This is a genomic window from Phenylobacterium sp. (assembly GCF_030646615.1).
Classification (GTDB): Bacteria; Pseudomonadota; Alphaproteobacteria; order Caulobacterales; family Caulobacteraceae; genus Phenylobacterium.
Genome location: NZ_JAUSLG010000047.1, coordinates 1 through 19227, shown reverse-complemented (window position 1 = coordinate 19227; position 19227 = coordinate 1). Strand labels below are relative to the sequence as shown.

At 68.7% G+C, this 19227-nt stretch carries 16 protein-coding genes, 1 other RNA gene and 2 pseudogenes; 15 read left to right on the top strand and 4 right to left on the bottom strand.

Annotation, left to right across the window (positions count from 1 at the left end; genetic code table 11):
• Positions 1-44: 44 nt before the first annotated feature.
• The 15 genes and pseudogenes from Q7S93_RS07730 (at position 45) to Q7S93_RS07660 (ending at position 15910) form a co-directional block, all read left to right on the top strand.
• Complete coding sequence (locus tag Q7S93_RS07730) at positions 45-1847, top strand: acetolactate synthase 3 large subunit (RefSeq protein ID WP_304713301.1); 1803 nt, start codon at positions 45-47, stop codon at positions 1845-1847.
• A gap of 328 nt (positions 1848-2175) precedes the next feature.
• The gene (gene ilvN, locus Q7S93_RS07725) at positions 2176-2724 is read left to right on the top strand and encodes an acetolactate synthase small subunit (RefSeq protein ID WP_300577834.1); all 549 of its coding nucleotides are present in this window, start codon (positions 2176-2178) and stop codon (positions 2722-2724) included.
• A 9-nt stretch (positions 2725-2733) separates the two neighbouring features.
• Entirely contained in the window at positions 2734-3561 is an 828-nt protein-coding gene (locus tag Q7S93_RS07720; RefSeq protein ID WP_304713300.1) for a hypothetical protein, read from the top strand.
• 15 nt (positions 3562-3576) lie between these two features.
• Positions 3577-3937: a transfer-messenger RNA gene (gene ssrA, locus Q7S93_RS07715) on the top strand.
• A 145-nt stretch (positions 3938-4082) separates the two neighbouring features.
• Positions 4083-4586: an SspB family protein gene (locus tag Q7S93_RS07710; RefSeq protein WP_304713299.1), complete on the top strand. Its 504-nt coding sequence runs from the start codon at positions 4083-4085 to the stop codon at positions 4584-4586.
• Positions 4587-4594: 8 nt separating this feature from the next.
• Positions 4595-5062, top strand: a complete 468-nt coding sequence (locus Q7S93_RS07705) for a PaaI family thioesterase (protein ID WP_304713298.1) — start codon at positions 4595-4597, stop codon at positions 5060-5062.
• A 1-nt stretch (position 5063) separates the two neighbouring features.
• The gene (locus Q7S93_RS07700; protein WP_304713297.1) at positions 5064-5867 is read left to right on the top strand and encodes a C13 family peptidase; all 804 of its coding nucleotides are present in this window, start codon (positions 5064-5066) and stop codon (positions 5865-5867) included.
• 39 nt (positions 5868-5906) lie between these two features.
• The gene (locus Q7S93_RS07695) at positions 5907-8021 is read left to right on the top strand and encodes a serine hydrolase domain-containing protein (protein WP_304713295.1); all 2115 of its coding nucleotides are present in this window, start codon (positions 5907-5909) and stop codon (positions 8019-8021) included.
• A gap of 180 nt (positions 8022-8201) precedes the next feature.
• A complete protein-coding gene (gene fliF, locus Q7S93_RS07690) occupies positions 8202-9839 on the top strand; it encodes a flagellar basal-body MS-ring/collar protein FliF (protein ID WP_304713293.1) in 1638 nt (545 codons plus the stop codon).
• A complete protein-coding gene (gene fliG / locus Q7S93_RS07685; RefSeq protein WP_304713291.1) occupies positions 9836-10879 on the top strand; it encodes a flagellar motor switch protein FliG in 1044 nt (347 codons plus the stop codon). Before fliF ends, fliG begins: the two co-directional genes overlap by 4 nt.
• Positions 10879-11529 carry a flagellar assembly protein FliH gene (locus Q7S93_RS07680; RefSeq protein ID WP_304713289.1) on the top strand — a complete coding sequence of 217 codons (651 nt, stop codon included), beginning with the start codon at positions 10879-10881 and terminating at the stop codon, positions 11527-11529. The genes fliG and Q7S93_RS07680 overlap by 1 nt, the downstream gene beginning before the upstream one ends.
• 19 nt (positions 11530-11548) lie before the next feature.
• Complete coding sequence (gene fliN / locus Q7S93_RS07675; protein WP_304713287.1) at positions 11549-11887, top strand: flagellar motor switch protein FliN; 339 nt, start codon at positions 11549-11551, stop codon at positions 11885-11887.
• A gap of 29 nt (positions 11888-11916) precedes the next feature.
• Entirely contained in the window at positions 11917-13287 is a 1371-nt protein-coding gene (flbD, locus tag Q7S93_RS07670; RefSeq protein WP_304713285.1) for a sigma-54-dependent transcriptional regulator FlbD, read from the top strand.
• Between the two features lie 29 nt (positions 13288-13316).
• Positions 13317-15403 (top strand): annotated as a pseudogene (gene flhA / locus Q7S93_RS07665) (flagellar biosynthesis protein FlhA).
• 111 nt (positions 15404-15514) lie between these two features.
• Entirely contained in the window at positions 15515-15910 is a 396-nt protein-coding gene (locus tag Q7S93_RS07660; RefSeq protein ID WP_304713283.1) for a DUF4282 domain-containing protein, read from the top strand.
• Positions 15911-15930: 20 nt separating this feature from the next.
• Here Q7S93_RS07660 and Q7S93_RS07655 read toward each other — a convergent pair whose 3' ends face one another.
• The 4 genes and pseudogenes from Q7S93_RS07655 to Q7S93_RS07640 form a co-directional block, all read right to left on the bottom strand.
• Complete coding sequence (locus Q7S93_RS07655; RefSeq protein ID WP_304713281.1) at positions 15931-17004, bottom strand: endo-1,4-beta-xylanase; 1074 nt, start codon at positions 17002-17004, stop codon at positions 15931-15933.
• Positions 17001-17414 (bottom strand): flagellar export protein FliJ, encoded by a 414-nt coding sequence (locus Q7S93_RS07650; protein WP_304713279.1) that lies wholly within the window; start codon positions 17412-17414, stop codon positions 17001-17003. Before Q7S93_RS07650 ends, Q7S93_RS07655 begins: the two co-directional genes overlap by 4 nt.
• A complete protein-coding gene (gene fliI, locus Q7S93_RS07645; protein WP_304713277.1) occupies positions 17411-18748 on the bottom strand; it encodes a flagellar protein export ATPase FliI in 1338 nt (445 codons plus the stop codon). Before fliI ends, Q7S93_RS07650 begins: the two co-directional genes overlap by 4 nt.
• Positions 18749-18850: 102 nt before the next feature.
• Positions 18851-19227: pseudogene (locus tag Q7S93_RS07640) on the bottom strand (hypothetical protein); the annotation flags it as partial.

The window sequence follows — 19227 nt, the reverse complement described above, 5'->3', positions numbered from 1 at the left end:
CCTTTTTTATTGCCCTGAAGGCCAGCCTAAAGAAGGCCACTGCCATGACCGCCCACCAGACCATCACCGCCCCCGAGGCCGCCGACACCGAATTGATGAGCGGCGCCGAGATCGTCGTCCGCTCGCTCCTCGACCAGGGCGTAGAGGTTCTGTTCGGCTATCCGGGCGGGGCGGTGCTGCCGATCTATGACGCGCTGTTCGCCGAGCCGCGCCTGCGTCACATCCTGGTCCGCCACGAGCAGGGCGCGACCCATGCGGCCGAAGGCTATGCGCGCTCCACCGGCAAGCCCGGCGTCGTCCTGGTCACCTCCGGCCCCGGCGCGACCAATGCGGTCACCGGCATTGTCGACGCCCTGATGGACTCCATCCCCCTGGTGGTCATCACCGGCCAGGTGGCCACCCACCTGATCGGCACCGACGCCTTCCAGGAGTGCGACACGATCGGCATCACCCGCTCGATCACCAAGCACAACTATCTGGTCAAGAACGTCGACGACCTGCCGCGCATCATGCACGAGGCCTTCCACATCGCCACCTCGGGCCGCCCGGGTCCGGTGGTCATCGACATCCCCAAGGACGTGCAGTTCGGCAAGGCGGCCTATCAGGGGCCGAAGGCCGTCACCCACGCCCATGACTATCGCCCGCAGGTCAAGGGCGACGCCGGCCGGATCGCCGAGGCCGTCACCCTGATCGCCCAGTCGCGCCGGCCGATCCTCTATACCGGCGGCGGCGTGATCAATGCCGGCCCGCGGGCGGCAAAGCTGCTGCGGGAGTTCGCCGAGCTGACCGGCGCACCGGTGACCTCGACCCTGATGGGCCTGGGCGCCTTCCCGGCCTCGGACGCCAAGTGGCTGGGCATGCTGGGCATGCATGGCAGCTATGAAGCCAACCATGCCATGCACGACTGCGATGTCATGGTCGCCCTGGGCGCCCGCTTTGACGACCGGGTCACCGGGCGGCTGGACGCGTTCGCGCCCACCTCGCGCAAGATCCATGTGGACATCGACGCCTCGTCCATCGGCAAGAATGTCCGCTGCGATGTCGGCATCGTCGGCGACGCTGCCAGCGTGCTGGAGGACATGATCGCCGCCTGGAAATCCATGCGCCTGTCGGTGGACAAGACCGCGCTCGACGAATGGTGGAAGCAGATCGAAGCCTGGCGGGCGCGGGACTGCTTCGCCTACACGCCGGACTCCAAGCTGATCAAGCCGCAGCAGGCGGTCGAGCGGCTGTACCATCACGCCAAGGACAAGGACGTCTACATCACCACCGAGGTTGGCCAGCACCAGATGTGGGCCGCCCAGTATTTCCGCTTCGAAGACCCCAACCGCTGGATGACCTCGGGGGGCCTGGGCACCATGGGCTATGGCCTGCCCGCCGCCGTCGGCGTGCAGATCGCCCATCCGGACTCGCTGGTCATCGACATCGCCGGCGACGCCAGCGTCCAGATGACCATGCAGGAGATGGCCACGGCCATTCAGTATGACCTGCCGATCAAGATCTTCATCCTGAACAACGAATGGATGGGGATGGTCCGCCAGTGGCAGCAGCTGCTGCACGGGGAGCGCTATTCCCACTCCTATTCGGAAAGCCTGCCGGACTTCGTGAAGATGGCCGAGGCCTTCGGCGCCGTCGGCCTGCGGGCCGAACATCCGGGCGAACTGGACGACAAGATCGCCGAGATGATCTCCGTGCGCCGCCCGGTCCTGTTCGACTGCCGGGTGACCAAGGAAGAGAACTGCTTCCCCATGATCCCGTCGGGCAAGGCGCACAACGAGATGATCCTGGCCCAGGAAGCCCGCGACCTCGGCTCCATCATCGACGACGCCGGCAAGCGGCTGGTGTGAAGCCTTGCGGTCTTTGAGGCGTAGACATCGAAGTTGACCTCCTCGCTCCCTCCGGCAGACCGGGAACGAATGAGAAACATTTCGGCAGTCCGTGCGTCCTTCGAGGCTCGCTTCGCTCGCACCTCAGGATGAGGAGGTTGGGCGAGGCGGCTATGCAGGGCGTAGCAGTCGCCCTCATCCTGAGGCGCCCGCGCCAAGAAGGAAGCCCTGATCTCCGGCGACTGGACCACCGTAAGCGCGCTGAGCCGTCGTCGAAGCGGCCAGCCGCCGGTTGCCCCTGAGCCTCGCCTGTGACACCTGAACGGCCGAGCCTAGAGAAGAGACCTTGATGCCCGATCCCCAGCCCGCCTCCGTCTATGACCTCGATCACAAGGCCGAGGTGGAGAACCTCGCCACCTTCGCCGTGCTGGTGGACAACGAGCCGGGCGTGCTGCACCGGCTGGTCGGGCTGTTCGCCGCCCGGGGCTATAACATCGAGAGCCTGACGGTCGCCGAGACCGACCGCAACGCCCATACCAGCCGGGTGACCATCGTCACCCGGGGCACGCCCCATGTGCTGGGCCAGATCGAGGCCCAGCTGGAGAAGATGGTCTCCACCCGCCACGTGCAGGACGTGACCCGAGATCCCAACGGCCTGGAGCGCGAGCTGGCCCTGGTGAAGGTCAAGAGCCTGGGCGCCGAGCGGGTCGAGGCCCTGCGGGTGGCCGACATCTTCCGCGCCCGGGTGATCGACACCACCCATGAGAGCTTCGTCTTCGAGATCACCGGCGCGCCCAACAAGATCGACAAGTTCGCCGAGCTGATGCGGCCGCTGGGCCTGGTGGAACTGTCGCGCACGGGCGTGCTTTCCATCACGCGGGGCGCAGACGGCATGTAGGAGGCGCAGATGGCGGCGATCACGATGCTACGGGTCGCCCTGGGGTTGGCCCTCAGTCTGATGGCCGCTGCGCCGGGCCTCGCCCAGACGCCGGCGGAAGGATCGCCGGGCGCAGCCTGGCCCTATCCCCCGCCCGATCCCCGGGCGTGGTGGGAGGCCGAGCGCCCGGCTCCGCGCGACGCCGCCGATCCCATGGCCCGCAGGCGCCTGCCCCGCAGCGGCCCCGCGCCCGTCACGACCCCCATCGAACCTACCCTCTATCGCCTCTGGGGCCTGCCGCCCCTGCAGACCCAGGTGGTCTATGGCGGGGAGGCGATCCTGGAAGTCTGGCGCAGGCCCTCCAACAGCGTCGAGCAGATGGTCATCCGCCTGACCGCCCGGCGGGACGGCAAGGCCTTCGTCCAGGTCCGCGCCGGCCGCGCCTGCTGCGAGCCCGATATCGCAAGGCGCGTCGGGTTCGACGCCGAACTGCCCGCCGGCTACCGCAGCCGCATCCTTGAGCTGGTCGAGGCGCAGGCCTGGAACAGCCCCCGGGACGCCGTGGCCCAGGAGGGGAGCGCCAGCGTCGGCTCCATCTGTCTCGACGGCGTGTCCTATGATCTGGTCCGGCTGACGGAGCGCGCCGGAGGCGCCCTGCGGCGCGACTGTGATCCCGCCGAGGTGGGTGAGGTCGCCGACCTGCTCGAGACCGCCATCGGCGCGGCCATGGGCCACGAGCCGCGGATCGATGTCCTGCTCCCCCGGGGCGCCGACTTCTCGCGGGAAAGGGCGGCCTATGAGGCGCTGATCGCCGGCGGCGGCCGTATCAAGCCGGCCGACCGGCCGCCAGCCTCGTAGGACCTCGACGCGAAAGCCCTTCAAATCCGCTGGGCGCCGCCCTATATTCAATCTGTCCGGTTCGCCGGACTATGGAGATAAACGCGCACGTCATAAGCGGACTGGACCCGGGTGCGATTCCCGGCGGCTCCACCAAATCCTTCCCCGGGTATCGCCGGGAAGTCTGGGGCCGATCAGCATCGACAGACGTCTAAAGGTGTTGCTTTCTCTCGGCTTGGCCCACCGTTTCGGGCCTTAATCTAAATGCGAACGATAACTTCGCTGAAGAAGTCCGTCTGGCTGCGTAAGCGGTCCGATAGATGTCGACCTAAACTCCTAGTGTCTTAGCAGCGCTAGGCGGGGCCGGGAGGGGGCCTTGCAACAGAACCCCTCCACCTTCCCTCATTTGTTTTCTGGCCGCCCTATCCCGTGTCGCGGGCGCGTCAGATCGCCCGGATCTCGCGCTTGGCGCGTGCGCCGCCTTGCGCCCGGCGCGCCACGCGCTAGTTTCTCACCTTTGCAGCGCCCACCCCGGAGACCCCATGGCTCAGGAGCCGCCGGCCCAAGACCAGATGCACTATGAGGCGATGGCCCAGGAGGCCCTGCGCGGGGTGGTCAAGGCCGCCCTGAAGCGCGCCGCCTCGCCCGAAGGGCTGCCGGGCGCGCACCATTTCTACGTCACGTTCAAGACCGACGCGCCCGGCGTGTCCGGGCCTGTGGACCTGCTCTCGAAATATCCCGACGAGATGACCATCGTCCTGCAGCACCAGTACTGGGACCTGGCGCCGGGGGAGACCTTCTTCTCGGTGACCCTGAAGTTCGGCGGCCAGCCCAAGCGGGTCTCGGTGCCCTATGCGGCGGTGACGCGGTTCTACGATCCGAGCGTGCAGTTTCTGCTGCAGTTCGAGGCCGGCGCCGACGGCGCCCAGCCCGCGGCCGGCCTCAAGCCCGCCGATCCGGCGGCCGAGGGCGAACCTACCCCGCCGGACGAGCCCGTCGATCCGGCCGAAAAGGTCATCTCCCTCGACCAGTTCCGCAAGAAGTAAGGACCTCTATGACCGACGTCGCCCCCGAGGCCGAAGCCCTCACCGACGAGGCCATACTGGCGCGCTTCCTGCGCACCAAGAACCAGCCCACCGGCTCCCAGACCCTGGGGTTCCGGATGGTGGCGGTCAGCCAGGCCGAGAAATCGGTGGAGGTCGCCTTCGACGCCAAGGCCGAACTGCTGCTCAACCCCATGAAACAGATCCAGGGCGGCTATCTCTGCGCCATGCTGGACGAGGCCATGTCGGTGGCCTGCATGGTGGCCTCGGGCATGACCCATGTGGCGCCGACCCTGGAAATGAAGACCAGCTTTCTGCGCCCGGCCATGCCCGGAACCATCAAGGGCGTCGGCAAGGTGGTGAAGTGGGGCCGCAGCATCGCCTTCACCGAGGGCGAACTCTACGATCCCGAGGGCCGGCTGCTGGCCAAGGCCACGGGGACGGCTCTGCCCACCCCCTTCAAGTCCTACAAGAGCTGACATGGCTCGCCAGCGCGCAGGTCTGATCGTTCAGATTTGCGCCCTGGCCATGGGGCTCGCCTTCAGCCTCGCCCCGCCCGCGCGCGCCGAGGGCTCCAGCCCCTTTGACGCCTGGGCCGTCGTGGTGGTCGCCGGCGACTGGCGCGGGGCCGGCGGCGGGCCGACCAAGGCCTTTGACAACGCCCGCCGCGACATCGCCGCCCGCCTGTCTGACCGGGGCTTCGACCCCGGGCGGATCAGCCAGTTCTCCGTGAAGCCGGAATCGGCGCTCGCCCGCCAGGCCACGGCCAAGGCCATCTACGAGACCTTGAGCGCCCAGTCGGCCCTGGCGCCGGGCTGCATGGTCTACCTCACCTCCCATGGCGATCCGCAAGGCGTCCTGGTGGGCGACCTGATCCTGCCGCCGGACATACTGGGCCTGATGATCGACCGCAGCTGCGGCGCCAAGCCGACAGTCGTGGTGGTCTCGGCCTGCTTTTCAGGCGTCTTCGTCCCGGCCCTGGCCAAGCCCAACCGGATGATCCTGACCGCCGCGCGACCTGATCGCACCTCGTTCGGCTGCGGGGAATCCGACACCTATCCCTACTTCGACGACTGTTTCCTGCAGGTGCTCAAGGACGCCGCCCATTTCGCCATCCTGGGGCCAGGCGTGCGGGCCTGTGTGGCCGCACGCGAAATCCAGGAAGGGGTGACCCCGCCGTCTGAGCCGCAGGTCTGGATCGGCGCGCAGCTTCGACCGCTTCTGCCCCTGATGCCCTTCGCCGCCGTAACGCACCAGCTTGGAGCCTCCGGTTCGGCGCCCTAGAAGGGGCCTTCGGGGAATTCTGACAGTGAGTCCTGCTTGATGCGCATCTTGCCCAAGGCTGCGGCCGCCGTCCTCATGGCGAGCCTGTGCCTCCCCATGGCCAGTGGGGCCCAGCAGCTGCCCAGCGCGCCAATCCCCTATGAGACGCTGAACCCCAAGGCCGCGCCGCGGGCGCCGGCCCGTCCACGCCCGGCGGCCCGGCCGCCGTCTGTCCCGACCACGGCGACGGCAGGGACCGGCGTGGCCGGCGAAACGCCTGAGGGGCTCGCGGCCCCCACGCTCGCCCCGGAACAGCTGGAGGCCTATCTGGATGGGGTGATCGGCTCGGCCATGGCCCGGGACCGCATCGCCGGCGTCACGGTCTCCGTCGTCCAGGGCGGACAGGTCGTCCTGAAGAAGGGCTATGGTCACGCCAGTCTCAGCCCGGCGCGCCTGGTCGATCCCGACCGTACGCTCTTCCGCATCGGTTCGATCTCCAAGACCTTCACCTGGATCCTGTTGATGAACGAGATCCAGGCCGGGCGCATCCGCATCGACGCCCCGGTCAATCTCTACCTGCCCGAGACGCTGCAGGTCCGCGACCAGGGCTTCGCCCAGCCGGTGGAGGTAGCCCATCTGATGGACCACTCGGCCGGCTTCGAGGACCGCACGCTCGGCCAGCTCATGGAGCGCGACTTCAACCGCGAGCGGCCGATCGCCCAGTATCTGCGCCAGGAACGCCCCCGCCGGGTGCGCGAGCCTGGCCTTTTCCCGACCTATTCCAACTATGGCGTCGGCCTGGCGGGCCAGGCCCTGACCTATGTGACCGGCCAGCCGTTCGAAGAGCTGGTCGAGACGAGGATCACCCAGCCCCTGGGGATGACCCGCACTACCTTCCGCGAGCCCCACCCGCCGCGGGCGGGCATCCCTGCCCCCATGCCCCAGGCCCTGGCCCAGGACGTTTCGGAGGGTTTTCGCTGGACGGCGGCCGGTGGGTTCGAGGCCCGGCCCTTCGAGTATCTCGGCCATCTGGCGCCGGCGGGATCGGCCTCGTCGACGGCCGCCGACATGGCCCGCTACATGATCGTCCTGCTGGATGACGGCGCCTACGGCGAGAGCCGCATCTTCAGCCCTGCCACAGCGCGGGCCTTCCGCACGCCGCTGCGGCCGAACGAGGCCGGGGTCAATGACTGGCCTCACGGCTTCATCGCCTATGCGCTACCCGGTGGCCGCAAGGGCTATGGGCATGCGGGCGGCACCCTGTCCTTCACCTCCAACATGGTGGTGGTCCCCGATCTGGACCTGGGGGTGTTCGTCAGCGTCAACACCGAGAACGGCGCCGAGTTGGCCACCCGCCTCCCTGGGGCCGTGGTCGGCCAGTTCTTCGGCCCCGACCAGGCGCCGGCCCAGCAAGGAACCCCGGAGCTGGCGCGGCTGGGCGCCATGTACAACGGCCATTTCCTCGGCACCCGACGGGCCTATGTGGGCCTGGAGCGCTTTGTGGGCTTCATCCTGGCGGGCGTGAGCGTCCGGGTGACCCCTGACGGTCGGCTCACCACCAGCGGCCTCGCAGGAACCCAGACCTGGGTCCCGGACGGCGACCCGGCCGCGGGACGTTTCGTCTCCACGACCGGCTCCCAGCGCATGGCCTTCATGATCGAGAACGGCAAGGCCCACAGCTTCCGCGGCACGTTCAACGATGCGCGCTTCCAGCGGGTCGGCCTCTGGAGCCAGCCACAGGCGCTGGCCTGGCTGGCGGCGCTGACCATTCTGGCCGCCGTGTCCACCCTGGTTGGCCTGGCCCTGCGCAACCGACGCGATCTGCGCCAGACCCAGATCCAGAGCCAGGCCAGCCTCATCCAGACGATCCAGGCGGTCCTCTGGCTCCTGGCCATCGGCCTCTTCGTGTCGTGGGTCTCAGGCGCCGGCGACACCGCCAAGGTGGTCTATACTTGGCCGGGCGTCCGCATGATCCTGGCCTCGGCCTGCGCCCTGGTGGCCTCGGCCCTGACGCTGGCCACCCTCGCGTCGTTGATCAGCATCTGGCGCGGCGGCCGACGCCTGGACAGCTGGCCGGTGCTTCGCAAGGTCGGCTTCACGGCGACGACCCTGATCTATGCCGCCTTCGCCGTCGTGCTCCTCCACTGGGGGGCCTTGACCCCCTGGAGCAGCTAGAGCGCGTTCCGATAGGTGGAAACCGGCGGCGGGTGCGACATCGCGTCCCGCCGTCTTTCTCGCCGTTAAGCCTCGCAAGCCGCACTCTTAAACGCCGCGTTTACCATCAACTGGGTAAATCCTGCCTAGCGGGCGGCGCAGTTTGGGCGCCCTCCGCACCGTTTTGGGGTTGGACGCGCCTTGAACCAGTTTGTTGGGGCCCTGCAGAGATTCGGGATCGGCCGTCTGGCGGCCATCCTCGGCATCGGCGCGGGCGTGGCCGCAGCCCTGATCGCCCTGACCATGAATCTGGGCCAGCCCAAGGCCCTGCTCTATTCCAATCTGGACATGCGCGAGGCGGGCTCCATCACCCAGGCCCTCGAACAGGCCGGGGTGAAGTATGAGGTCAAGGGCGATGGTTCGACCATTCTGGTCAACCGCGACGAAGTGGCCTCCACCCGGCTCTTGCTGTCGAGCCAGGGCCTGCCGACCGCGGGCTCTGTGGGCTATGAGATCTTCGACAACTCCAACGCCCTGGGCCAGACCGACTTCGTCCAGCAGCTGAACCGCCAGCGCGCCCTGGAAGGCGAGCTGGCCCGCACCATCCGTAGCCTGGACGGGGTCACCTCGGCCCGCGTCCATCTGGTCCTGCCCAAGCGCCAACTGTTTGAAGAGGCCGCCGAGGAGCCCTCGGCCTCGATCACCATGGGCGTCGGCGGCCGCGCGCCAACCCCGGAACAGGTGCGCGCCGTCCAGAACCTGGTGGCCGGCGCCGTGCCGCGCATGACGCCCGCCCGGGTCACCGTCGTCGATCAGCACGGCAAGACCCTGTCGGCCGGCGGCGAGAGCTTCGCGGGCGAAATGGCCGACAGCCGCAAGGGCGAGGTCGAGCAGCGCATCGCCAAGACTGTCAAGGCCCTGGTGGAAAGCGTCGTCGGCCCCGGCAAGGCGCGGGTGAACGTCACCGCCGAACTCGATCTGGCGCGGGTCACCCTGCAGGAGGAGACCTACGACCCCGACGGTCAGGTGGTCCGCTCCGAGCAGACGGTCGAGGAGAGCGCCAACGAGAACGAGGCCAACAACAACGGGATGGTGACCGCCGACGCCAACATCCCCGGGGGCCTGGGCGGACCCGAGGCCGGCGCCCTGGCCTCAGCCAGCGGCCGGACGGAATCCACCACCAACTACGAAATCTCCAAGACCGTCCGCACCGAGGTCAATGAACCCGGGAAGGTCCAGCGCCTGTCCGTGGCCGTGGCGGTCGACGGCGTCCGCCCGGTGGGCGCGGACGGCGCGCCCGGCGAGTACGCCGCGCGCAGCGAAGAGGAGATGGCCCGCATCGAGCAGCTGGTCCGCACCGCCGTCGGCTATAATGAAGAGCGCGGCGACCAGGTGACCGTGGTCAATATGCCCTTCGACGCCCCCGCCGAGCTGGGCGGGGTCGAGGCGTCCAATCCGCTCACTGATTTCGACAAGAACGACATCATGCGGGCGATCGAGCTGGCCATCCTGGCGATTGTCGCCCTGCTGATTGTCTTCTTCGTGGTCCGCCCGCTGCTCAAGAATGCGGGGGGCGGCTCAGGCGGCCTGCCAATGCAGACCATCACCCGCGTGGTCACCACCACCCCGGATGGCCAGACCGTCCAGTTGGGGGTCGATCCCGAGACCGGACAGCCCCTGGCCCTGGCCGGTCCCGGCGAGCTGGAGCAGAAGATCGACATCGCCCGCATCGAGGGCCAGGTGAAGGCCTCCTCCGTGAAGCGGGTCGCCGACTTTGTCGAAACCCATCCGGAGCAGTCGGTTTCGATCCTGCGTAGCTGGCTGCACGAATCCGCATGAGTCTCGTGGTGCGTGGCGGCGGCCGGAGCAAGTCCATCACCGACACGGCCCAGCTGACCGGGCCGGAAAAGGCCGCCGTGGTCCTGCTGGCGCTCGGCGAAGACCACGCCACCATCTGGCAGAACCTGGACGAGGAGGAGATCAAGGAGGTCTCCCAGGCCATGGCCAGCCTCGGCACCGTGGCGGCCAATGTGGTGGAATCCCTGCTGGTGGAGTTCGTGTCGGGCATGTCCGGCGCCGGCACCATCATGGGCTCGTTCGAACAGACCCAGAAGCTGCTCCAGGCCTTCCTGCCCTCCGACAAGGTCGAGGCCCTGATGGAGGAGATCCGCGGTCCGGCGGGTCGGACCATGTGGGACAAGCTCGGCAATGTGAACGAGGCCGTCCTCGCCAACTATTTGAAGAACGAATACCCGCAGACCGTCGCCGTCATCCTGTCCAAGGTGAAGGGCGAGCACGCCGCCCGGGTCCTGGCGGCCCTGCCCGAGGACTTCGCCCTGGAATGCGTCACCCGCATGCTGCGCATGGAGCCCGTGCAGCGCGAGATCCTCGACAAGATCGAGCAGACCCTGCGGACGGAGTTCATGTCCAACCTGGCGCGCACCTCCAAGCGCGACAGCCACGAGAGGATGGCCGACATCTTCAACTCCTTCGACCGCCAGACGGAGTCGCGCTTCATGGCCGCGCTGGAGGAGCGCAACCGTGAGAGCGCCGAGCGCATCCGCGCCCTGATGTTCGTCTTCGAAGACCTGTCCAAGCTCGATCCCGGCGGGGTTCAGACCCTGTTGCGCGGCGTCGAGAAGGATCAGCTCGGCCTGGCGCTCAAGGGCGCGTCCGACGCCCTGCGCGAGATGTTCTTCTCCAACATGTCCGAACGCGCGGCCAAGATCATGCGCGAGGACATGGAGGGCATGGGCCCGGTCCGCCTGAAGGATGTCGATCAGGCGCAGATGAAGATGGTCCAGGTGGCCAAGGACCTGGCCGCCAAGGGCGAGATCATGCTGGCCGGCGCCGGCGGCGATGACGAGCTGATCTACTGATGACCAGCCCGACCCCCCGCAAATTCGACTTCGACACGGTCTTCGATGACGCCGGCGCCGTGGCCCAGGCCTCGGCTCGGCCCAAGCGCATCTATCCCCTGGAAGAGGTCGAGGCCATCCGCGCCCAGGCCTATGCCGAGGGCGAGCGCGCCGCCATGGCCCGGGTGGAAGCCCAGCAGGCCCAGGCCCTGGCCCATCTGGCCCAGGCCTGCCAGGCGGCCCTGCCCCGCCTGGCCGAGGTGGCCCACGACCATCGGGTCGGATCGGCCGAACTGGCCCTGGCCTGCGGCCAGGCCATTGCGGATGCAGCCCTCGACGCCTTTCCCCGCGCGCCGCTGCAGGCGGCGCTGGACTCCCTGGCCCGGGAAATCGAAAGCGTCCCGCGCCTTGTGGTGACGGTGTCGCCGGCCCTGGCCGATGGCCTCGAACCCCTGCTGGCGCAGGCGGCGCAATCCATCGGCTTCGCCGGTCAGATCCAGGTGCGCACCGATCCTGGCGCAGCGCCGGCCGCCTTCGGCCTCGACTTCGGCGACGGCGCCGCCCGCTTCGATCCCGCCGCGGCGGCCCAGAGGGTGGCCGAGGCGCTGCATGCGGCCCTGGCGTCGGAGGGCCTGCACGCCGAACCCCTCATTCCCGGCGGCGACGCCTGACCGGAGAAAGGACTAAGTCATGTCGGATCATGAACTGAAACTCGAAGAGCTGGGGCCGGGCGACCAGGCCCTGCCCGACTTCGGGCACGAGGTTGAGGAAAAGGCGGCCAGCGATCTGGCGCCGGTCTTCGACGTGCCCGTCAGCATCTCGGCGGTTCTGGGGCGGGCGCAGATGTCGGTCGCCCAGCTGCTGCAGCTGTCTTCGGGCAGCGTGCTGGAGCTGGACCGCAAGGTCGGCGAGGCCATCGACATCTATGTGAACAACCGCCTGGTGGCCCGGGGCGAGGTCGTCATCGTCGACGAACGCCTGGGCGTGACCATGACTGAAATCATCAAGGACGGCGACACGCAGGCCTAGGGCGGCCTGACGCGTAAGGAGATTTGAACATGCGGCTTCTGGTCGTCGGAAAACTGGACGGACAGCTCTCCTCGGCGGTGAAGATGGCGATGAGCGCCGGCGCCAAGGTGAGCCATGTGGAAACCATCGCGCAGGCCACCCACGCTCTACGGGCCGGCCAGGGGGCCGACCTTCTGCTGGTGGACTACGAGCTCGACATCGCCGCCCTGATCGCAGCCAACGAGGCCGAGCGCATCCGTGTTCCGGTGGTGGCCTGCGGGGTCGGGGCCGAGCCGGCCAAGGCGGCGGCGGCCATCCGCGCCGGGGCCAAGGAATTCATCCCCCTGCCGCCGGACGCCGAGCTGATCGCCGCGGTCCTCGCCGCCGTCGCCGACGACAACCGCCCCATGGTGGTCAGCGATCCGGCCATGCAGGCGGTGCTGAGGCTGGCCGACCAGGTGGCGGCCTCCGACGCCTCGATCCTGATCACCGGCGAAAGCGGCTCGGGTAAGGAGGTGGTCGCCCGCTACGTCCACCAGAAGTCCCGCCGGGCCACCAAGCCGTTCATCTCGGTCAACTGCGCCGCCATCCCCGAAAACCTGCTGGAAAGCGAGCTGTTCGGCCACGAGAAGGGCGCCTTCACCGGCGCCCTGGCCCGCCGCATCGGCAAGTTCGAGGAGGCCAATGGCGGCACCCTGCTGCTGGACGAAATCTCGGAGATGGACGCCCGCCTGCAGGCCAAGCTGCTGCGGGCCATCCAGGAGCGCGAGATCGACCGGGTCGGCGGCGCCAAGCCCGTCCGCGTGGACATCCGCATCCTGGCCACCTCGAACCGCGACCTGGCCCAGGCGGTCAAGGACGGGACCTTCCGCGAAGACCTTCTCTACCGTCTGAACGTGGTCAATCTGCGTCTGCCGGCCCTGCGCGAACGGCCGGGCGACATCCTGGTCCTGGCCGAGTTCTTCGCCAAGAAGTACGCCGCCGCCAATGGCATGCCCGAAAAAGCCCTGTCGGACGAGGCGCGCCGTCGCCTGGTCGCCCACCGCTGGCCGGGCAATGTCCGTGAGCTGGAAAACGCCATCCACCGCGCCGTCCTGCTTTCAGTGAGCGACGAGATCACCGAGGAGGCCGTGCGCCTGCCCGATGGTCAGCCTCTGGCGCCGGCCGATATCGGGGCCCGCACCGCCCAGGCCGCCAGCTTCGCCGCCGAGGCCGCCCAGCGCAGCTTTGTCGGCCAGACCGTGGCCGAGATGGAGCAGCAGCTGATCCTCGACACCCTGGAGCACTGCGCCGGCAACCGGACCCATGCCGCCAACATCCTGGGCATCTCGATCCGGACCCTGCGCAACAAGCTCAAGGAATACACCGAGGCCGGCGTCGCCGTCCCGGCGCCGCAGGGCGCCAGCGCCAACGCCGCCTAAGCCGCGCGCCTGAGTAAAGAGAACCGCTGATGGCCGACATTCCCGGCGCCCGCGCCCCGGCGCCCACCGCCCGCGACGTGCTGGGCTGGCTGGCCCGTGGGGAAGTGGCCCTGGCGCTGGGCGCCGTCAGCATCATTGTCCTGCTCATCCTGCCGATCCCGGCAATACTGCTTGACGCCCTGCTGGTGCTGTCGATCACCAGCTCGGTCCTGATCCTGATGACCTCGCTGCTGATCAAGAAGCCGCTGGAGTTCAGCGCCTTTCCGACCGTGCTGCTGGTCACCACCCTTTATCGCCTGGGGCTGAACATCGGCTCCACCCGCCTGATCCTCGGCCACGGCCATGAGGGCACGGAGGGCGCCGGCAAGATCATCGAGGGCTTCGGCAACCTGATGATGGGGGGCAACTTCGTCATCGGGGTGATCGTCTTCATGATCCTGGTGATCGTGAACTTCGTGGTCATCAGCAAGGGGTCGGGCCGGATCGCCGAGGTGGCGGCCCGCTTCACCCTCGACGCCATGCCCGGCAAGCAGATGGCCATCGACGCCGACCTCTCGGCCGGCATGATCGACGAGGTCGAAGCCAAGCGCCGGCGTAAGGAGCTGGAGCAGGAGTCCACCTTCTTCGGGGCCATGGACGGCGCCTCGAAGTTCGTCCGCGGCGACGCCATCGCCGGCCTGATCATCGTGGCCGTGAACATCCTTGGCGGCATCCTGATCGGCGTGCTGCAGCATGGGATGCCCGTCGGCCAAGCGGCGGCCTCCTATACGATCATGACCATCGGCGATGGCCTGGTCAGCCAGATCCCGGCCCTGATCATCTCCATCGCCGCGGGCTTTCTGGTCTCCAAGGCTGGGGTCGAGGGCTCGGCCGACAAGGCCCTGGTGGCCCAGCTGGCCATGAATCCCGTGGGGCTCGGCATGGTGGCCGCCTCATCCGGCGTGCTGGCGGTGATCCCGGGCATGCCGGTCCTGCCCTTCGCCGCCGTGGCCATCGCGGCCGGCGCGCTCGCCTACTACCGAGGCCGGAAATCCCTGGAGCCTGAGCCTCAGCCTGTGATGGAGCAGGCGACCGAGCCCCAGGAAGAGCCGATCAGCGAGAGTCTCGCGATTGACGAGATCAAGATCGAGCTGGGCTATGGCCTCTTGCCCCTGATCAACGATCTGGAGGGCCGGCGCCTGACCGACCAGATCCGCGCCCTGCGCCGGACGCTGGCCTCGGAATATGGCTTCGTCATGCCCTCGGTCCGCATCCTCGACAACATGCGGCTCCCCTCCCAGGGCTACTGCATCCGCATCAAGGAGCTGGAGGCCGGCGAGGGCGAGGTGCGCCTGGGCTCGCTGATGGCCATGGACCCCCGCGGCGGCCAGGTGGAGATCCCCGGCGAGCACATGCGCGAGCCGGCCTTTGGCCTGCCCGCCACCTGGATCGACGACGGCCTGCGCGAGGAGGCCACCTTCCGCGGCTACACCATCGTCGATCCGGCCACGGTGCTGACCACGCACCTGACCGAGATCCTGAAGGAAAACATGCCCGACCTGCTCTCCTATGCGGAGCTGCAGAAGATGCTGAAGGACCTGCCGGCCGAGCAGAAGAAGCTGGTGGACGACCTGATCCCGGCCACCGTCACCGCCACCACCGTCCAACGGGTGTTGCAGGCCCTATTGCGCGAGCGGGTCTCGATCCGCGACCTGCCGGCCATCCTGGAGGGCATCGGCGAGGCCGCCCGCACACCAACTCCGTGGCCATGCTGGTGGAGCAGGTGCGCGGCCGGCTGGCCCGCCAGCTCTCCTACGCCTATCGCGGTGACGACGGCGCCCTGCCCATCGTCACCTTGTCGCCGGAATGGGAAAACGCCTTCAGCGACGCCCTGATCGGGCCTGGCGAGGAAAAGCAGCTCGCCCTGGCGCCGTCCCGTCTGCAGGAATTCATCCGCGGGGTCCGCGAGGTCTTCGAACGGGCCGCGCTGTCGGGGGAGTCGCCGGTCCTGCTCACCAGCCCCGCCATCCGGCCCTATGTGCGCTCGATCATCGAGCGCTTCCGCGGCCAGACCCCGGTGATGAGCCAGAACGAGGTCCACCCCCGCGCCCGTCTTAAAACCCTCGGCACCATCTGAGACGCGACCCCAGCGCCACGGCGGCGCTTTTCCAAAGTTGCCGGGAACGCCTTCGGCTGGTAGCGGTTTGCCGCCGGGACGCGATCAAGTCCTGAAATGCGTGGATGACGAATGGCCAGCAAATCCCGATCGAAGCGCGGCGCCGGCGCATCCCTGTTCTGGGACCTCCTCACCTTCGACCGGCTGATGACCAATACGGTCATCCACCTGATCTATTGGGCGGGCCTGGGCGTCATCGCCCTGGGCGCTTTCGGCACGATCGGCGCGGCCGTGGGCGTGGCCCTGCGCGAAGACAGCGTCATGGGCCTGATGCTGGCCATCCCGGTCCTGGTGGCCGGGCTGCTGGTAGTGGGCGCCCTGGTGCTGCTGTGGCGCTCGTTCTGCGAATTCTATGTGGCCATCTTCCGCCTGAGCGATGACCTGCATGTGCTGCGCCAGCAGGCCGACGCCGAACGGGCCGCTCCGGCCCGCCCGAGCCCGCCGCGTCCGCCCCAGCCAGGAATGTAAAAAGCTCGGCAGGCTTCGGGTCAGACGCCGATCTGCTGCGCCCAGGCTGCGGCCGCCGGCTTCGGTTCCCCCGAGGCTGTGAACGGCAGCGGCGTGTCCCCGGCGTCCTCGCGCTTGAGCCAGGACTCGCTGTCGCGCAGCCCCCAGAAACTGAAGGCGAAACGCTGCTGCGGCGGCAGGGCCATGAAGGCCTCGGCGGCCTCGGCGTAGAGCGCGGCCTGACGGCGCTCCAGATCGGCCCGGTGGGGGATCAGACCCTGGGCCCGGCTGATCGAAACATCGAACTCCGAGACGTGCACCAGCAGGCCGAACTGGGCGAGCTCGGCCACCGTGCGCGCGATCTCGCCCGGGGCCTGGTCGGCGGACACATGGGTCTGGGTCCCGACCCCGTCGATCGGCGCGCCCGCCGCCAGCAGCCGCTCCACCAGCCGCAGGAAGGTGGCGCGCTTCTTCGGTATCCATTCGAGATTGTAGTCGTTCAGGAACAGCCGCGCATTGGGATCGGCCTCCCGGGCGTTCTGGAAGGCCAGCACCATGTGGTCGAAGGCGCCCAGCCGCTGGCTCCACAGGCTGTCGCGCCAGCCCTCGCCGTCCTCGGCCACAGCCTCATTGACCACGTCCCAGCCCACGGCCTGACCACGATAGCGGCCGACCACGGCGTGGATATAGTTGCGATAGGCCTGGGCGAAGCTCACCCGGCCCTCGTCCAGCCGCTCGAAGGCCGGGGAGGTCTGGGCGTACCAGACCAGGGTGTGGCCGAAGAGCCCCAGCCCGTTGTTCCGCGCAAAGGCGGCGATGGCGTCCGGCGCCTCGAAGCGGAAGGTCCCGTCGTCGCGGACGATGTACTCCATCTTCATCTCCCACTCGGGCGTGAGCTGGGAGGCCTGGGCGGCGATCAGCCGGGCCAGCGCCGGGTCGTTCAGATGCATCGCCTGGACGGCGGTTCCGACGGGAAAGGGCGCGATGGATTTCAGCGGCGGCAGGTTGGTGACCGGCGTCTGCGACTGGGCCGCCGGCTGGCAGGCGCCGAGCGCCAGGGCCGAGCCCAGAAAGCCCCGCCGGCTGAAGCCATAGAGGGAGGACGGCAGGATCACCGCCCGCCCGCGGCCCGGCGCAGGCCCATCTCGTCCATGACGGCTGAGTCCCGGCGGGCCAGATCACGCAGGCGCGTCAGCCGGATATCCTCGGCCACCTGCTCGTACTTCTTCTGCTCTTCGAAGGCGCCGTTGAGCGCGTCGCGGGCGCCCTGCTCCTCCAGGGCCAGGGCGGCGAGCTCGGCCAGGATGGCGGCGCGGCGGGCGCGGAGGCCCTCCTGGAAGCCGATGTGATACATGCCGGCCTCGGCGCTGGCCCGGGCGTTGGCGGCCTCGGCCTCGCCCTCGGCCTCCAGCATCAGCAGGCGCATCTCGGCGTCGTGGCGGCGCTGGGCGATCTCGCCCATCCGCTTCTGCAGCACCTCGACCTCATAGGTCGACAGCTTGACGAGGGACTGGGCCCAACTCATGCGGCGGCGCCTTCCAGAATGTGCGCCAGGGCCGCGAAGGAGTCATCGAGGCTGGTGGTCTCGTCCTTGTCCTGGCCGAGAAAGGCCTCGAGGGCGGGATTGAGGGCGATGGCCATGTCCACCTGCGGATCGGAGCCTGGCCGATAGGCGCCGATACGGATCAGCTCTTCCATATTGGCGTAGGCCGAAAGGGTCTGGCGCGCGGTGGTGACGATCTGGCGCTCATGCGGCTGGTGACAGCCGGGCATGGTCCGGCTGATGGACTTCAGCACATTGATGGCCGGGAAGCGGCCGCGCTCGGCGATGGCGCGCTCCATGACGATGTGGCCGTCCAGGATCCCGCGCACGGCGTCGGCGATGGGTTCGTTATGGTCGTCCCCGTCCACCAGCACGGTGAAGAGCCCGGTGATCGGACCCGCCCGGGTGCCGTCCGGCCGGATGGGGCCTGGGCCGGCCCGCTCCAGAAGCTTGGGCAGCTCGGTGAAGACGGTGGGGGTATAACCCTTGGTGGTCGGCGGCTCGCCGGCGGCCAGGCCGATCTCGCGCTGAGCCATGGCGAAGCGGGTGACGGAGTCCATCAGGCAGAGGACTTCCATATCCTGGTCGCGGAGATATTCGGCGATGGCCAGCGTCATATAGGCCGCCTGGCGGCGCTTCAGGGCCGGCTCGTCGGAGGTGGCGACCACGACGATGGCGCGCTTGAGCCCCTCCTCGCCCAGGGTCTCCTCGATGAATTCGCGGACCTCCCGGCCCCGCTCGCCGATCAGCCCGACGACGACGGCGTCGCAATCGGCGTTGCGGGCCAGCATGGAGAGCAGCACCGACTTGCCGACGCCGGAGCCGGCGATGACGCCGAGGCGCTGACCGCGGCAGCAGGTGGTGAAGACGTTCATGGACCGCACGCCCAGGTCCAGGCGCGCGCCGACCCGGTCGCGGGCGTGGGCCGGCGGCGGCGGGGCGCGGAGGGGATAGGCCGCCAGGCCCTGGGGCAGCGAGCCCTTGCCGTCGATGGGCTGGCCGAACGCATCGACGATGCGGCCAAGCCAGGCCTTGGTGGGACGAACCGTGGAGCCGCCGGGCTCGATGCGGATCTCGGCGCCGGGCGCAACGCCCTCGACGGCGCCAAAGGGCATCAACAGGGCGCGGGCGTCGCGGAAGCCGACCACCTCGGCCGGCAGGGGCGTATCGCCCCGGCGTTCGATCTCGGCTCGGGCGCCCACCGCCAGACGCGTCACCCCGCCCCGGGCCTCAATGAGAAGCCCGTTCACGGCGGCCACACGGCCCGAGACGGTCAGAGGATCGATACGCTCGACGGCGGCGACGAGACTGCGCAAGGTTGGCCCCCGGAAATCACTGATCTCCAGGGTCGCCGGTCGGGCTTAATCTCTCGTGAAGATTGGTGAACGCCGAGGCTTAACGGCCACCGTCCAAGCGCTTCACCGAAGGGCGCCGGCCAGGCGCAAAGCCTTACGGGGATGGCGCACGGCGAGTTTGGCCGTGGTCAGGGGACGGCGCATGGCCGCCCGTGCGACCACAGGACGCGCCACCTTGGCGGCCAAGGGACGGGCGTTGCGGGCGATCGGCCCTCGGCCGAGATAGGCCGCGGTGGCGAGCAGGGCGAGCGCCCCCACCCCGAGAACCAGGCCGGGGTGCTGCTGGGCGCGGGTGTAGACGCTGAAGCGCCGGCCGCCATAGGCGTCGGTCCGCGAGCGCCCGTCGACGCCGGCCTCATAGAGATTGTCGCGCACCGGCTTCTCGCCCTTGCGCTTGGAGAGCTTCGGAATGGCGAAGGCGAACAGCTTGTCGGCCAGGC

Bases quoted from the DNA above. Each gene is read 5' to 3' on its own strand.
- Q7S93_RS07730 (WP_304713301.1), top strand. From the start codon at position 45: ATGACCGCCCACCAGACCATCACCGCCCCCGAGGCCGCCGACACCGAA.
- ilvN (WP_300577834.1), top strand. From the start codon at position 2,176: ATGCCCGATCCCCAGCCCGCCTCCGTCTATGACCTCGATCACAAGGCC.
- Q7S93_RS07720 (WP_304713300.1), top strand. From the start codon at position 2,734: ATGGCGGCGATCACGATGCTACGGGTCGCCCTGGGGTTGGCCCTCAGT.
- Q7S93_RS07710 (WP_304713299.1), top strand. From the start codon at position 4,083: ATGGCTCAGGAGCCGCCGGCCCAAGACCAGATGCACTATGAGGCGATG.
- Q7S93_RS07705 (WP_304713298.1), top strand. From the start codon at position 4,595: ATGACCGACGTCGCCCCCGAGGCCGAAGCCCTCACCGACGAGGCCATA.
- Q7S93_RS07700 (WP_304713297.1), top strand. From the start codon at position 5,064: ATGGCTCGCCAGCGCGCAGGTCTGATCGTTCAGATTTGCGCCCTGGCC.
- Q7S93_RS07695 (WP_304713295.1), top strand. From the start codon at position 5,907: ATGCGCATCTTGCCCAAGGCTGCGGCCGCCGTCCTCATGGCGAGCCTG.
- fliG (WP_304713291.1), top strand. From the start codon at position 9,836: ATGAGTCTCGTGGTGCGTGGCGGCGGCCGGAGCAAGTCCATCACCGAC.
- Q7S93_RS07680 (WP_304713289.1), top strand. From the start codon at position 10,879: ATGACCAGCCCGACCCCCCGCAAATTCGACTTCGACACGGTCTTCGAT.
- fliN (WP_304713287.1), top strand. From the start codon at position 11,549: ATGTCGGATCATGAACTGAAACTCGAAGAGCTGGGGCCGGGCGACCAG.
- flbD (WP_304713285.1), top strand. From the start codon at position 11,917: ATGCGGCTTCTGGTCGTCGGAAAACTGGACGGACAGCTCTCCTCGGCG.
- Q7S93_RS07660 (WP_304713283.1), top strand. From the start codon at position 15,515: ATGGCCAGCAAATCCCGATCGAAGCGCGGCGCCGGCGCATCCCTGTTC.
- Q7S93_RS07650 (WP_304713279.1), bottom strand. From the start codon at position 17,414: ATGAGTTGGGCCCAGTCCCTCGTCAAGCTGTCGACCTATGAGGTCGAG.